The sequence below is a fragment of the Binatus sp. (SeqCode) genome, from assembly GCF_035272065.1.
GTDB lineage: Bacteria > Desulfobacterota > Binatia > Binatales > Binataceae > Binatus.
This window is the reverse complement of record NZ_DATEQZ010000033.1, coordinates 25634-39036: the sequence shown is the minus strand read 5'-3', so window position 1 is coordinate 39036 and position 13403 is coordinate 25634. Positions and strand designations below refer to the sequence as shown.

Annotated in this window: 13 protein-coding genes and 1 pseudogene; 2 read left to right on the top strand and 12 right to left on the bottom strand. The window is 61.5% G+C overall.

From position 1 onward, the window contains the following. Window positions 1–2: 2 nt before the first annotated feature. Window positions 3–830, bottom strand: a complete 828-nt coding sequence (locus tag VJX68_RS05365; RefSeq protein ID WP_324094631.1) for an alpha/beta fold hydrolase — start codon at window positions 828–830, stop codon at window positions 3–5. After that, the gene (locus VJX68_RS05360) at window positions 827–1642 is read right to left on the bottom strand and encodes an alpha/beta fold hydrolase (RefSeq protein ID WP_324094630.1); all 816 of its coding nucleotides are present in this window, start codon (window positions 1640–1642) and stop codon (window positions 827–829) included. The genes VJX68_RS05365 and VJX68_RS05360 overlap by 4 nt, the downstream gene beginning before the upstream one ends. Window positions 1643–1765: 123 nt before the next feature. Between VJX68_RS05360 and VJX68_RS05355 the strand changes: the two genes are divergently transcribed. After that, a complete protein-coding gene (locus VJX68_RS05355; protein ID WP_324094629.1) occupies window positions 1766–2332 on the top strand; it encodes a tetratricopeptide repeat protein in 567 nt (188 codons plus the stop codon). A gap of 15 nt (window positions 2333–2347) precedes the next feature. On the opposite strand, the gene VJX68_RS05350 is transcribed toward VJX68_RS05355, so the two are convergent. Together VJX68_RS05350 and VJX68_RS05345 are read right to left on the bottom strand one after the other, a co-directional pair. Next, window positions 2348–2950, bottom strand: coding sequence for a TetR/AcrR family transcriptional regulator (locus VJX68_RS05350; protein ID WP_324094628.1), 603 nt, complete (start codon window positions 2948–2950; stop codon window positions 2348–2350). A 20-nt stretch (window positions 2951–2970) separates the two neighbouring features. Next, window positions 2971–3378, bottom strand: a complete 408-nt coding sequence (locus VJX68_RS05345) for a DUF1330 domain-containing protein (protein WP_324094627.1) — start codon at window positions 3376–3378, stop codon at window positions 2971–2973. 495 nt (window positions 3379–3873) lie between these two features. Here VJX68_RS05345 and VJX68_RS05340 point away from each other — a divergent pair, with 495 nt between their 5' ends. Next, complete coding sequence (locus tag VJX68_RS05340) at window positions 3874–4755, top strand: helix-turn-helix domain-containing protein (protein WP_324094626.1); 882 nt, start codon at window positions 3874–3876, stop codon at window positions 4753–4755. A 20-nt stretch (window positions 4756–4775) separates the two neighbouring features. On the opposite strand, the pseudogene VJX68_RS05335 reads toward VJX68_RS05340, so the two are convergent. From VJX68_RS05335 to VJX68_RS05300, 8 genes and pseudogenes are all read right to left on the bottom strand, one after another. Then, window positions 4776–5667 (bottom strand): annotated as a pseudogene (locus tag VJX68_RS05335) (haloalkane dehalogenase). Between the two features lie 18 nt (window positions 5668–5685). After that, window positions 5686–7347, bottom strand: a complete 1662-nt coding sequence (locus VJX68_RS05330; RefSeq protein WP_324094625.1) for a sulfatase-like hydrolase/transferase — start codon at window positions 7345–7347, stop codon at window positions 5686–5688. Between the two features lie 26 nt (window positions 7348–7373). Then, entirely contained in the window at window positions 7374–7829 is a 456-nt protein-coding gene (locus tag VJX68_RS05325) for a hypothetical protein (protein ID WP_324094624.1), read from the bottom strand. Next, window positions 7826–8155, bottom strand: coding sequence for a hypothetical protein (locus VJX68_RS05320; RefSeq protein WP_324094623.1), 330 nt, complete (start codon window positions 8153–8155; stop codon window positions 7826–7828). Before VJX68_RS05320 ends, VJX68_RS05325 begins: the two co-directional genes overlap by 4 nt. 275 nt (window positions 8156–8430) lie before the next feature. Then, entirely contained in the window at window positions 8431–9075 is a 645-nt protein-coding gene (locus VJX68_RS05315; protein ID WP_324094622.1) for a hypothetical protein, read from the bottom strand. An 82-nt stretch (window positions 9076–9157) separates the two neighbouring features. Then, window positions 9158–10342, bottom strand: a complete 1185-nt coding sequence (locus VJX68_RS05310) for a CaiB/BaiF CoA transferase family protein (protein WP_324094621.1) — start codon at window positions 10340–10342, stop codon at window positions 9158–9160. A gap of 10 nt (window positions 10343–10352) precedes the next feature. Further along, window positions 10353–11516: an acyl-CoA dehydrogenase family protein gene (locus VJX68_RS05305; protein ID WP_324094620.1), complete on the bottom strand. Its 1164-nt coding sequence runs from the start codon at window positions 11514–11516 to the stop codon at window positions 10353–10355. After that, the gene (locus tag VJX68_RS05300) at window positions 11516–13384 is read right to left on the bottom strand and encodes a DUF4838 domain-containing protein (RefSeq protein ID WP_324094619.1); all 1869 of its coding nucleotides are present in this window, start codon (window positions 13382–13384) and stop codon (window positions 11516–11518) included. The genes VJX68_RS05305 and VJX68_RS05300 overlap by 1 nt, the downstream gene beginning before the upstream one ends. Window positions 13385–13403: the final 19 nt, after the last annotated feature.

Sequence of the window (13403 nt, the reverse complement as noted above, 5' to 3'; positions counted from 1 at the left end):
CGCTACAAGCTCGCCGCGAACTCCTCGATCACGCGCGCAACCTCTTCCGGCTTCTCGAGGATCACATGATGATGCGCGTCGGCAATCGTGACCAACCGCGTACTCGGATTCGAGGCGCGCGCATGCTCCGCCCCCTCCGCCGTCATGATGCGGCTGTGCTCGGCGCGCACCAGCATCGTGGGAATCCTGATTTCCCTGATCGTTTCGAGCACCTCAAGACCGTCGCCGCCGAGAAACCTGTCGCGATCGAACTTGAGCGTCCACCGCCCTTCATCGGTCCGCGCCAGACTCCGTTCCGCGATCTCATGAAGTATTTCTTTGGGGATTCCGCCTTCATTCGGCATCAGCCGAAAACGCGCCCTCGCCGTCGCAAGATCGGGATAAGTCACCACCGGCAGCGCTTTCAGCCGCCGCAAATATCGATCCCGCCCGCGGGTTGACGTGACTGCGACGTCGATCGCCATCGCGCCGCGCGCGCTCTCCGGATGATTCCGTGCGAACGCAAGCACGTTCAGCCCGCCCATGCTGTGTCCCACGACCACCGGCTTCTCCGCATTCGCCGATACGTGCGCGACGAACCTCGCAATGTCGTTTGCGTAATCCGCAGGCGAGTACGCTGCCGGCCTCGCCCATTCACTGTCGCCATGCCCACGCTGGTCGAGTGCGAGTAGCCGGTACGCCGGCGCAATTGCGCGCGCCACTGGCTCCCACCACCACGCATTTGCCGAGTTGCCATGCAGCAGAACGATCGTGCGTGACGCGTGAGCGTTCCACTCCAGGTAATGCAGCCGCGGCGAGCCTTCGAGCAGATGGCTGTGCGGCGCCGTCATCTGAGATCGTCGACGAAATCGCGAATCACTTCGATAAGCCGCGACGGATTGTCCAGCATCACGTGATGATACGAATCATCGACCTCCGCCAGCCGCCCTTTTTCCAGCTGCGCGACCATTTTCTTCGCGACCTCGCGGTCCAGCAGCGGACTCTTCGTGATCTTCACGATTAGCGCGGGGCATGCGATGCGATGCAACGACTTCCACACTCGCGACGGTTCACGGATCATCGTGCGGCGATCGAGCTTGTGCGTCCACGCGCCGTCGCCGTGCTGCTTGAAGCTCCGCCGCGCAACGTGCTCGAGGATTTCCTTCTTTGCCAGAGTCTCGCGCGGCAGGACCTTGAAATTCCGCGCCGCCTCGTCGAGCGATTCGTATCGGCGCGCCGGCTTCTGCGCGACCGACTGGAGAAATTCGACCGCGCGCTCTGTGTAGTCCGGCGGCGGGTCCAGCGCCACGATCGCGCGCAATTTGTCGCTGTGCTCTGCCGCGTACGCGAGCACGTTATGCGCACCCATCGAGTGCCCGACCAGGATCGGCGCGCCGAATCCCCATGTGCGGATCACTTGGTCCAGATCCGACACATAATGCCGCGAGGCGTACGCCCATTCATCCGCCCATTCGCTCTCGCCATGCCCGCGTTGATCGAGCGCCAGCACGTGAAAATCGCCGACGAACGCCGGCGCGACAAAATCCCACCAATGCGCGTGCGCGGAACCGCCATGCAGAAACAGGATCGGCGGCTTGCCCTCGCCCCCGTAGTCAAGGCAATTGAGCGCGAGCCCGTTGACTATGAACCGATGCGTCTTCATCGCTCTGTCGGAATTTCCTTTCTCATCTCGAAGCAGTTGCCTGCCGCGCACACATGATACCTTTGCAGCGCGCGCCTTTCATGCCACCATTTAGATGCGAATTCCTGTGCACGACCTGAAGCCATGCGAGATCGAACCGCGCTGAAATCACTGACTCTCGTCGCCGCCCTGATGCTTGCGCTCGCATCGTTTCCATTTTCCGCGCGCGCCCAGGACGCCAATGCGACCAAGGCCCGCGCGCTCGTCGATGCCGCGATCAAAATGAGCGATAGCGACGCCGCTGTAAAGCTGCTGTGGCAGGCCACCGACATCGCTCCGGCTGACGAGGACGCGTACATCTATCTCGGTCTCTACTACAACTCGCGCTCCGACTTCACCAACGTCGTCAAGGTTTATCAAAAGCTCGTCAAGTATCAGCCCAATCAGGTCAGCGCCTATCTGAATATCGGCGAGGCGTACATGTCCTTCTCACCGCCAAGGACCGACGACGCGCTGGTTTACTATCGTAAGGCGTACGAGATCGATCCCAAGAACACTTTCGCTGCGCTCAGAATCGGAGAACTGCTCGCGCAGACCGGCCAGCGCGACGACGCGCTCAAGTATCTGAAGATTGCGCTCGCCGACAGCGCGAAGAATCCCAACGTCGCGTCGGAAGCTGAGAAAACCCTCAAGCAGATGGGCGCCCTCTGACCAGGGCGCCCGGCTTTATTTCCTGGCCGCGCCGACCAACGCGCGCACCGTGTATTCTACAGTCTGGCGCGCATCCGCCGGCGTCAACTTCTGATCGCGCCGCAAATGTTGCCACGTCGAGAAGCTCAACGCCTGATCCAGCGCCTCGATAAATCTTTTGTCGTTCTTGAACGCCGCCGGCAGCGCGTCCTCGAGCGCAGCACGCTCCGCGCTTCTCATTGTTTCGTAGTCCTTGCGCAGAAAGGACGAGCGATGGCGGTGCACGTCGGCTGCGTTCTTGAACGGCATCGCTCGCTCGAACAGGCGCGCGCGCCGATCGATCATTTCACCGAGCCTGTCCTTCCAGTCGCGAGAGACGAACGAAGCGGCAACGATCGGCTCCAATTCATTGCGCATCGCCTCGGCCATTTCGCGATACAGGCTGTCCATATCGTCGAAATGCCGAAACACCGTGCGCAGGCCCACGCCGGCCCGCTCTGCGACCTCCTCCGCTCCCGGCGAGATCTCGCCCGCGCGCACCAACTCGAGCATCGCCGCGACAATCCGCCGCCGATTGTTGTGTTTCCGGACTAATCGTCCATCGACGCTTTCAGCTTTCGCCCGTGCCTGCTGCGCCATTCCCAACCGCGCCCCTGACGTTACATGCTCTCCGTCATGATCAATAGCTGCCCCTCGAGCCCGGCCTCGCGATGCACACCGATCTCCGCCACTTCCGGCAGCGTCACGATGCGTTGGAACGCCGCGCGCGACGGATACTCCATTATCGCGGCGACGTCCCACATGCCCTCGACCTCTCCGATCACCAGGCCCGCGATTCTGCCGGTGAACAAGATCCGGCCGCCCTCGCGCTCGACAATTTTCGTCATCGTGTTGGCGTAGCGCAGATACGCTTCGCGGCCCGAGATGTTGTCGGCCCGCCCGTCCTTGTACACCGCCTTCTCGCGGAACTTGAGCAGGTTTAGCATCGCGATCTTGGCCGGCGACTTATCCCGCCCCAACGCCTGTATTCCCTCGACGCTCGGATAAACTGCGTTCTCAACTTTCATCCCTTCACTCCTGTCTCTGCCGAAGAGCGCGAACTTGGCTCGTATGGCGATTGTAATCTATTGGCACTATGAATGTCACTTCCTCGTGAATTAAGCAACCAAGTTTCGGTCGCACGAAGGTAAGAATCGGTCGCCACAGGGACCCCACCACAGATTCGATCGGATTTCCTCAGCATTCAGGTTCAAGACAAGTCTTGTTCACTTACCGAGTCGTTGGACACATGATAGCTATATCGTTGCAGGTTCTCTCACTTGCCGTCCTATCTCTGGTCTTTCTACTCGAAACTGTTTCTCATGTAGCAAGAATCTACTTCTATCGGTCGTGAGATATTGCGTCCGACGAGTCATCGCTCCGGCTTCGCCACTCACTAACTCCTTCTCTGAATGAGTAATTTCTAACTCCGTACTTTAGATTGGTTTACGCTTGTGGCAGTATTCTGGTGGGCGACAGCGGACTTGGGTCGGCTGAAGTTGTGCGGGTCGAGGAGGTGGAGGATGTCCGTTGTTAGGAACCTCTTTGGTACTTTCTCCAGGGACGATTCAAACGCTCTCGCAGCTCCGGACAATCTGGTTTGCCTGAGCGACTCTGACCGCGTCTGCGACGAGCCGGACGAAATCGCGGCCCGGCACGGTCCACGCAGCGACGCCGCTACATCTATAGAAACGGAACCCCGCGACGGTGTCGCGCCCCTATCGCCATGCGACGATGCATCGTCGGGTCTCGAAGTAGACCAGTCGCTCGGCCAACTCATGACCGAGGCCCGCAAGCATCGGGGTTTCTCGCGAGAGCAGGTGGCGAGCCAGACAAACATTCCGGCCTACTACGTCCGCATGATCGAGAGCGACAGCTACGACGCAATCCCTGATCAGCTTTACCTGCTGCCGTTCTTCGAGCGCTACGCAATTTTTCTCGGCCTCGACGCCCGGAAGGTCGTGTCGCGGTTCATAAGCGACTTCGAAAGGTCCGAGAACGAAATAGCCGCACCACCCACGAGCACCACGGCCACCAATGCTCTCCTGAGCGCTACGGCTCTGCTGAAATTAAGATGGAGACAAATCGCGGCGGCCACGGCGGTCGCGGTAGTCCTGGTCCCTGTCATTGCGTGGAGCATCGGAACGATGCGCACCATCCGTGGTCACTCGGCCGACAAGACCCCGGCCTCTGCCATCTCGTCCAATACTACGTCGCCTTCGACCACCGTTTCGGCCGACGCCCGATCGCCCGACCCTAACGCTGTGCCGCCCCCAATCGCCGCGGCAAGCGCAAGTCCTCAAATCGCCGAGCAACCACACAGCCCGATCATCCGGCAGCGGCGGCGAGGTCACGGCCATAGGTTAAGTCACCATTCACGACGCTCGAGACGCGGAGTTTCGTGAACTGAGAAGGACGGTGAAATTCACTTCGTCGACGCGATAAACTTGTCGATCAAATCCGCGATTTCGTCCGGCTTGTCTTCCCGCAGAAAATGGCCCGCGTCCGCAATTGTCACGTGCTTCTGTCCCTTGGCTCCCGGAACGCGCTGCTGAAAAATTACCTCGCCTCCTTTCGTCACCGGATCCGAATCGCTGAACGCCGTCAGAAAGGGCTTGGTAAACTTCTCCAGAACTTTCCACGCGGCTTTGTTCTCTGCCACCGATCCGTGTTGCGGCGTAATCGGGACCAGCGCCGGAAAGCGGCGCGCACCCGCCTTGAACGATTCGTCCGGGAACGGCGCGTCGTACGCGGCCCGCTCGACCTCGCTCAAACCCCGCCGGCATCCCTTGCCCACAATCTGCCCGACCGGCAACGCGGGTATGCTCTGGCTGAATTCCAGCCATTGCTGGAACGCGGCGCTGAATTCCTCCCCGGTCGGCAGCCCGGTATTCGCAATCACCACGCGCGCGAATTTTTCCGGGAACGCCGCCACCAGCCGTAGTCCGATCAGGCCGCCCCAGTCCTGGCAGAAGAGCGTGATGTCCGTGAGTCGAGTCGCCGCCATCCATCGGACGTGCCGCTCAAAAGTGTAGTCGGATTGCTCGGCAGGTGTCCGAACGGCCGAAGCCCACCAGGTCCGGCGCGACAACGCGATGCCCGCGCGCGGCGAGACTCGCGATTATCTTGCGATAGAGGTACAACCACGACGGCTCGCCATGCATCAGCAGCACGGGATTCGCGCCCGGCGGGCCTTCGTCGACGTAGTGGATTCGCACCGCGGTGCCGTCGGAATCTTTGACCTCGCAGTAGTGCGGGGTGAATGGAAAATCCGGCAGATTGGCAAATCGCTCATCAGGAGTTCTCAATATCTTCAAAGCGCACCTCCCGCAGAATTAGTTGGACCAGCAGACATACTCATCATCAGGATGCTGCGGGAACGACAGCGGATGATCGATGTCGATCGGTCCTTCGAGCAGCGACGGCCACAACGGCTTGGCCTGCTGCCGATCGATTCCGTTCAGCACTTGCACCATCTCCTTGAGCTTGTCGGTCTGGCTCGCCGCGAGATTATTGTGCTCGGTCGGATCCGTCTTCAAATCGAACAGCCACATCTTGTCCGGACGCGCCGCGACCTGCAGCTTCCACTCGCCATCGAGCAGCGTCTTGTAAGCTCCCGAGCGCCAGTAAAGCGTTTGGTGAGGGCTTCCCGTGCTCGCCCCCGTCACAAACGGAATCACGTTGACGCCATCCATCACCCGATCGGTCGGCATTGGGGCGCCTGCCGCCGCCGCGACGGTCGCAAAAATGTCCGTATGCGCGATCGGCAGATTGTATTTTGTGCCCGCCGCAATTTTTGCGGGCCATCTCATGAAGAACGGCACATGGATGCCGCCCTCGAAAAACGTGGCTTTCCACCCGCGGTAGGGCCGGTTGATATACGGCAACCCGATGTAATTCGCGCCGCCATTGTCGCTGGTGAAAATCACCAGCGTGTTCTGGTCGAGCCCGTTTTCCTTCAGCGCGGACATCACATGGCCGACGTTGCGATCGAGCGCGCGAATCATCGCCCCATACACGCGCAGCCGGTGATCCTTGATTTGCGGCAAGGCGTCGTAGTCCGATTTCAGCGCCTGCAGCGGAACATGCGGCGCGTTGAACGCGAGATAGATGAAAAACGGCCGATTGCGATTGGCGTTGATCGCCTTGACCGCTTCGTCGTCCAAATAATCAGTCATGTACTCCGACGGATAAAACCGATGGCTCCCGTTGCGCGTCACGGCGAACGGCAGATTTGCCCACAGGAATTTGTCGATCGGATCGAAATCCTGCACCGAGTTCTCAACCGCCGGATCGTTCGTGCGCAAATACATCGACGCGCCCGCCAGGAAACCGAGCGTCTCGTCGAAGCCGCGTTTGTCCGGCCGCGTCGCATCGGTCTCGCCCAAATGCCATTTGCCGAAAAACATCGTGTGGTAATCGCGGGTCTTGAGCAGTTGCGCGATTGTGATCTCGCTCGTCGGCACTGCCTCTTGCGCGACCGGCGGTTCGTGACTCACCAACTCCTTGTGGAATATCGGCTGATGCAGACCGTAGTCATACATCGAAATCAATCTCTCGAATGCCACCGGTGCAGGCGTGAACTCGAACCCGAATCGCGTCGCAAACCGCCCCGTCATAATCGCCGCGCGCGACGGCGCACAAGTCGCGTCGCCCGCATAACCCTGCGCAAACGACACGCCCTCGTGCGCAATCGCGTCGATATTCGGCGTCGGCACTGCGCCTTCCGCCACGCCGCCACCGTTGACCGTGATGTCGTTGAATCCGAGATCGTCTGCAAGAATGACGACCACGTTCGGCGGACGCTGCTCTGGCGGAGCGGCCGCAACTGCCGGTCCGCTCTCCCATGTCACGGGATGGTTCGCCTCGATCGGATTTCTGATGCTGAGCATAATGCCTGGGATGTAGTACCAATAACGCTGAAACAGCGCCCAACCAACCGCCGCCACCACGATCACGGCCACGATCGCGACCCGGCCCCTCGTTCCAATTCGCATCGACGCCTCCCGATCTTCCGACTTCGTCAACGCGCTCGAAGCGCCGGCGCCGTTTGGCGCGCAGCGCCCGCTCGCCGCCAGTAAATCCATCCAAGCACGAGCCACAGAACCGCAAGCGTCAGCGGCGCCCCGATCATGCCGGGCGGACGCCCGGGCGCGGGTTTGTAGAACACGAAAATTATTTCCGCCGCGGACTGCTCCAGCGTGTGGAACCACAGCGTCGGTAGCGCGAGCCATCGTGCGCGAAACGCCACGATCAGATCCACGACTCCGATCGAAAGCTGCTCGACCCCCATCACCGCGAACAAAAACACGATTGTCTGGCGCGAGTGGCTAAGGTCGAAGCCCGCGATCACCCCCGCGCCGCCGTCAGGCAGGAACGTGTGGATGCTGCCGCGAAACAAATTCAGGATGCCCACCAGCGCCACCACCTGCCACGCGAGCGGCTCGACGGCCTGCATCGACTTCGATGCGTCATTCATCGGACGGCTCCCTCTCTTTCCCACGGCGGTCCAAACGGTCGGTTCAATGCGGGCCGTGGCGGCTTCTCGTAGCTCGGCACCTTGCCCGCCTGATCGAGATTGTCGGGGAAGTACCCGCGAATCCCCGCACGCTCGAGCACTGCGTCTAGCGCGGCGCGATTCGCGCGCGCGAATCGCCGCAAGTGATACGGGATAGCCTTGTAATCGAGATGACCGGTGAGCTTGCGCGTGAAGTAGGATTGCGTCATCCCAAACATACGATAACTCACGGCACCCGCCGACCGCTCACCCGGCATCGCCAGCTCCCATTGATTTTCCAATCGCATTGACGTCGTCCAGGTCGGCAAAGTATTGACACTATGAGTGCCATTTCTTCCCCAAACAGTCAAGCAACAGCCCTTTTGTGTCCATGTCAGGAGGGATGCCGCCCTTTTTCCTGACCTCTCCTCGGACAAAGAGAGGTCAGGATCCTCCCCCCTAACTTCCTGACAGGGACGAAGTCCCGCATCTTTCTTACTACTGGGTGCAGGGGTCACCCCTGCCGAAGGAAGCGTGAAACCCACCGCGGGTTTCACATTAAATTAAGTGATTTCCCCTTCCCCTACTCCTTACACTCATTCCAAACCTGCGACGGCGCGTTGTTGTAGTTGAATCTAACGCAGGCCACTGACGCGCACGCACTCAGCAAGTCCGCCGTCGGCGGCACATTCGCATTCTTCATCAGCCACAGATTCAGCTCATTGACCATCTGCGGGCCAAGCCCGTTCAGTTCCGGGACGACCACTATATAGAGCGCGTCCTCCTGGCGCCGAGCCGTTGACCACGTGCCCGGATGCGCGAGCGACGGGAACGCCTGCATCCTGCGATGCGTCGTAGGACCTTCGACCACCTTCCAGTTATCCGAAATCTCAACCGCCAGATGCCGCGGGAACTCTTCGACGAGATCGCCGACGTCCGTGTCGCCCGGCCGCTCGACGCCAACCTTGCACGCGCGCACCTCGCCCCAGTAGCGATCGATCGCAACCGCAGCCGCCTTGCGGACATCCTCGGTCTTGTACTGCCCGTTGGTCTTGACGCGAATTCCCGCCGGCGTAACCAGGTCCGCCGCAAACTCCGACGACGACAACTCGAGCGGCCGCTTCCCGACTTCCGCCGGCGTGCCCGTCTGGTTCAAGGGATAGTAGGTGGATTCCATCGGCCCGCAGCTGACGAGCGCATTCGAGACCGCAACTGCTAATGTGGCCACCGCCGCCCGCCGCACCGCCGCGCGAAACCGCCCGCGAGCAACCCCACCCCGCTCCACCACCAATCGCACAACCCGCATCCGCTCAGACGACTCCGTCGCGCTTCAGGCGTTCGAGCTCATCGGCGCCTATTCCGATCGACCCGAGCACTTCGGCGTTGTGCTCGCCAAGCTCCGGCGGTCTTCTCATCGGTGTGTTGCCCTCGGGCGCGTCGGACATCTTTATAGGAGTGCCGGCGACACGAATCTTACCGCGGGTTGGATAATCGCTGTCGATAAGCATTCGACGCTGCGCGGTTTCGGGATCAGCGATCACTTCCTCGACGGTGCGCACGGGCGCGCAGGGAATTCCCGCCTCGATCAGTCCCTCGACCATCGCGTCGCGCGGCTGCGCGCTCGTCCATTCCGAGACAATCGCGTCGAGTTCGTCGGCAATCTTCAGCCGTGCGCCGTGATTTTTGCATCGCGGGTCGGCGATCAGCTCTTCGCGGTCCATCAATTTCGCCAGCGTGCGCCAATGCGCTTCCGTCAGGCAGAAGATCAGGATCTCGCCGTCGCGCGCTGGATATACGTTGGTCGGGCACGCGCCCCAATGACGATTTCCCAGCCGCTTGAACTTCATCCCTTGCAGCGCGGGCGCAACCGCGCTGGTCAATGCGGGAATCGCCACGTCGAGCATCGCGACCTCGACATGCTGTCCCTTGCCGGTCTTTCCGCGATGTATCAGCGCGGCCAGAATCCCGCTCACCATGTGACTGCCGGTTCCCATGTCGATAAACGTGGCAGAGGTTTTCACCGGACGGTCGGGGAAGCCGGTGATACTGATGAACCCCGACGACGCCTGGATCGTGTTGTCCATCGAGCCAAGCTTCGCGTATCTGCTGTCGGAGCCGTAGCCCTTGCCCGACGCGTAAATCAGCCGCGGGAACCGCGCGGCGATCTGCTCGTAGGCGAGCCCGAACGACTCCATCACACCGTCGAGATAATTTTCGACGAGCACGTCGGCGTCCTCGAGCAGCTTCAGCACGATTTCCTGCCCGCGCGGATTCTTCAGGTTGATGGTCACGGACCGCTTGTTCGCATTGAGCATCAGGAACGAGTAACCGGCGCCGCCCGGCGGCAATTCCGGCCGCCGCAAAACTTCGCCCGTGACGGGCGGTTCGATCTTGATAATATCCGCACCCATCGCTGCGAGTTGCAGCGTGCAATACGGCGCCGCGTAAACCTGTCCGAGATCGATCACGCGGACTCCATCCAGCGGCAGACTCATCGTTTGATCCTCATCGCAAAAGCGAGCGCGCGATCACCATCCGATGCACCTCGCTGGGACCCTCGCCGATTCGGCGGATTCGCGCCTCGCGATACCACCGCTCGATTGGAAACTCCTTGCTGACACCGTAGCCGCCATGGATCTGCACGGCGCGATCGATCACGCGCCCGAGCACCTCGCTCGAATAGAGCTTCGCGATCGACGCCTCGGTGCGGAAGTCCTCGCCGCGGTCGGCCTTCCACGCGCCTTCCCACGTCAGCCACCGCGCCGCGCGCAGCTCGACCTCCGAGTCCGCGAGCATCCATTGGATCGCCTGCCGCTTCGAGAGCAGTTCGCCGAAAGTGCTGCGCTGCTTGGCGTGCTCGATCGCCATCCTGAGCGCCGCCACCCCCACTCCGACGTTGCACGCCGAGTACGGAAAGCGCAGCCGCGTCAGCAGATCGAGGCACAGGTTCAATCCCTCGCCCTCGGGCCCGAGCCGCTGCTCTATCGGCACGACGCAATCCTCGAACTGGACTTCATTCGGCAACGCCGACGTGCGGATCGTGCGAATCGGCCGCGGCGTGAATCCCGGCGTGCCCTTCTTGATTATGAAGCAGGTGATGCCTTTGCGGCCGGCCTTGGCGTCGGTGCGGGTGAACACGACGCCCCATTCGGCCTCATGCGCATGCGAGATGAAAATCTTCGTGCCATTGAGGACGTAGGTATCACCCTGGCGAACCGCCTTGCACTGGATTGCGCCGGCCGGATCGGAACCGCCCGACGGCTCCGTGATCGCGAAGAAGGTGTGCCACGCATTCTTGATCGTGCCGCCGGCGTAGGTGCGTTTCTGTTCCTCGGTGCCCGCGTAGATCACGGGCGGCGGCGTGCGCCCGAAGACCCCGCACCCCGGGTTGTAGAGTCCCATGCGATGCTGCGCCATTTCCTCGGTCAGCACGCACATGTCGAACGTGCCCAGCCCGCCGCCGCCATATTCGCGCGGCGCGCCCATGCACCACATGCCGGCGGCTTGATTCTTGCGCGCGATCCGCCAGTACTCGTCCTCGGGAATTTCGGGTGCGTCGGGATCGCATCGCGCTTCGATCGGGATAATTTCCTCGCGGATGATTTTCCCCACCTGGTCGCGAAGCGCGCGCAGTTCCGGCGACAATACAAATCCGTTGTCAGCATCCATCAGAACAGTTCCTCCGCCGGTTTCCCGTCTCCATCGAGCCCGCGCTGCAGTGCGCCGAGCCATATCTCGCGAATCCATTCGAAATCGTATGCGCCCCACGTGCCTTTGATTTCAGGATCGATGCCGCGGATGCGCTCGATGGCATCTGTGACTCTCGTGATTGCCGCCTCGCCCCAAATCTTGCGATGGACACCGGTCTGCTCGAGCGCTCCCAGGTAGTCGCACAGGCCAGCCAGCACGTCGCTGCTGTAGCGCCAGAGATCTTTCTCGGCATCCGCGAGGCAAGTAACCGGGCTCGACACGATCTGGTCGGCCGCGGCGATCGCTTCGTTGAACGTCAACGCGGCTTCTCGCAATTCGTTGCGTTTGCGCACGGCCTTCTCGGGCAGCATCACCGGGTGCATCACGTCGGCATAGTCGAGGCACAGTTTCGATGCGCGCTCGACGGCGTGGTAGGCCGCAGCCATTTCAGTAGAGTATCGCGGATGGCGCCCGGTCGACGTGTCGACCAAACTCGCGTCAGGCTCGAAATTCGGATCCCGCGATCCGCGGACGAATGCCTCCAGGTTCACGGGATAAGCCATCACGCTGTAGGCGCCGAAAGTCAGGCACGAAATGCTCGTAATACCCAACCGCCGATAGGCTCGGAGGTCGGACGCGACTACCGCAGGGGTCGCGAAGCCCAGGCCGCCGAACAGGATCGCGTCGGCATAATACTCGAAGATGTGGCCGCGGCCGTTGAAGATGTCGATGTAGCGTTTCAACGATTCGAGGTAGCGCGGATTGATCTCGCAGGCCGGCTCGTCGATCGCGTGGCTGTAGCATCGCTCGCGCGGCGCCCATTCGAACCACACGTTGTCGAGCGGCTTCAGGCCGGGATGCGGATCGATGGTGTCATGATAAGCGAGATAAGCGATTGGCGGAGCTTTGGAGTCGGCAGCGAGCGCACCGGCTATTGCGTTGACGACCTCCATATACTGGAGCTGCGGTGGCAGCTCACGGCATTTGCCGCATCGGCACCACGCGCCGCGCCGTACGTCGGCGCCCCAGATGTGCAGCAGCTCGTTCTCGGGATGGTCGTGAACGTAGGCTAGCGCGCCCGTGCGGACGAGAGCGATGGCGTCGGGATCGGAGACGCAGAGATTGCCGCTCGCGGCGCGAACGCCGTCGTCGCCGGCCGGGAAATATTCGGGGTGCTCGGCGAAGCGATCGCGCGGCAGCAGAAGTTGCAGGACGTGGCCGCCGTACTCGACGCCTATTCCGCGCTCGCGCAGAAGCGGTGCTACCTCGTCGATCTTCAGGCGCGTGTCGTGCGCGTGGCGGATGTACGAGAACGCGTTGATGCCGCGGCGCGCCATCCACGGGATGAATTCGCGGTCGTGGTGAAGATGCAAGTCGAGGCGGTCGGGGAAGTTGTAGTTCCAGGTCATGATGTCGGAGATGAATGCGCGCCGCCTGAAGGCGGGCGTGACGCGCCAGGGTTCCAGCGCGGCGAGGCGGCCACTTTCGATTCGCGGATACAATGGCGCGACGCCTGGCGGGAATTGCGCGCCGAGTCTTTCGAGCAGGTTCGACGCCGCGTGGACTAGTCCGCGTTCTGTTCCAGCACGAACTACGATCAATCCGTCGGCGCGTGAGATGTCGAAGCCGTCGCCTTCGAACCCGATGGGCGATGCGGGTGCGGAAGTCGAGCTGCCGAGGTCGATTCTGATTTCGGTTGACGGTATCAACGCATCCGGGGACGACGAGACCTCAGAACCGAGCATCGCCGCGAGTCCGCTCGACAGGTCGCGCGCGGCGAGCGTGGCGACTTCGCCGCCGGTGGCGCTGTAGCGGATTCGCGGTGCGGCGGCGCCTTCTTTGCTCACTTTTTCAGAACTCCCGATG

Bases quoted from the DNA above. Each gene is read 5' to 3' on its own strand.
- VJX68_RS05365 (WP_324094631.1), bottom strand. From the start codon at position 830: ATGACGGCGCCGCACAGCCATCTGCTCGAAGGCTCGCCGCGGCTGCAT.
- VJX68_RS05360 (WP_324094630.1), bottom strand. From the start codon at position 1,642: ATGAAGACGCATCGGTTCATAGTCAACGGGCTCGCGCTCAATTGCCTT.
- VJX68_RS05355 (WP_324094629.1), top strand. From the start codon at position 1,766: ATGCGAGATCGAACCGCGCTGAAATCACTGACTCTCGTCGCCGCCCTG.
- VJX68_RS05350 (WP_324094628.1), bottom strand. From the start codon at position 2,950: ATGGCGCAGCAGGCACGGGCGAAAGCTGAAAGCGTCGATGGACGATTA.
- VJX68_RS05345 (WP_324094627.1), bottom strand. From the start codon at position 3,378: ATGAAAGTTGAGAACGCAGTTTATCCGAGCGTCGAGGGAATACAGGCG.
- VJX68_RS05340 (WP_324094626.1), top strand. From the start codon at position 3,874: ATGTCCGTTGTTAGGAACCTCTTTGGTACTTTCTCCAGGGACGATTCA.
- VJX68_RS05330 (WP_324094625.1), bottom strand. From the start codon at position 7,347: ATGCGAATTGGAACGAGGGGCCGGGTCGCGATCGTGGCCGTGATCGTG.
- VJX68_RS05325 (WP_324094624.1), bottom strand. From the start codon at position 7,829: ATGAATGACGCATCGAAGTCGATGCAGGCCGTCGAGCCGCTCGCGTGG.
- VJX68_RS05320 (WP_324094623.1), bottom strand. From the start codon at position 8,155: ATGCGATTGGAAAATCAATGGGAGCTGGCGATGCCGGGTGAGCGGTCG.
- VJX68_RS05310 (WP_324094621.1), bottom strand. From the start codon at position 10,342: ATGAGTCTGCCGCTGGATGGAGTCCGCGTGATCGATCTCGGACAGGTT.
- VJX68_RS05305 (WP_324094620.1), bottom strand. From the start codon at position 11,516: ATGGATGCTGACAACGGATTTGTATTGTCGCCGGAACTGCGCGCGCTT.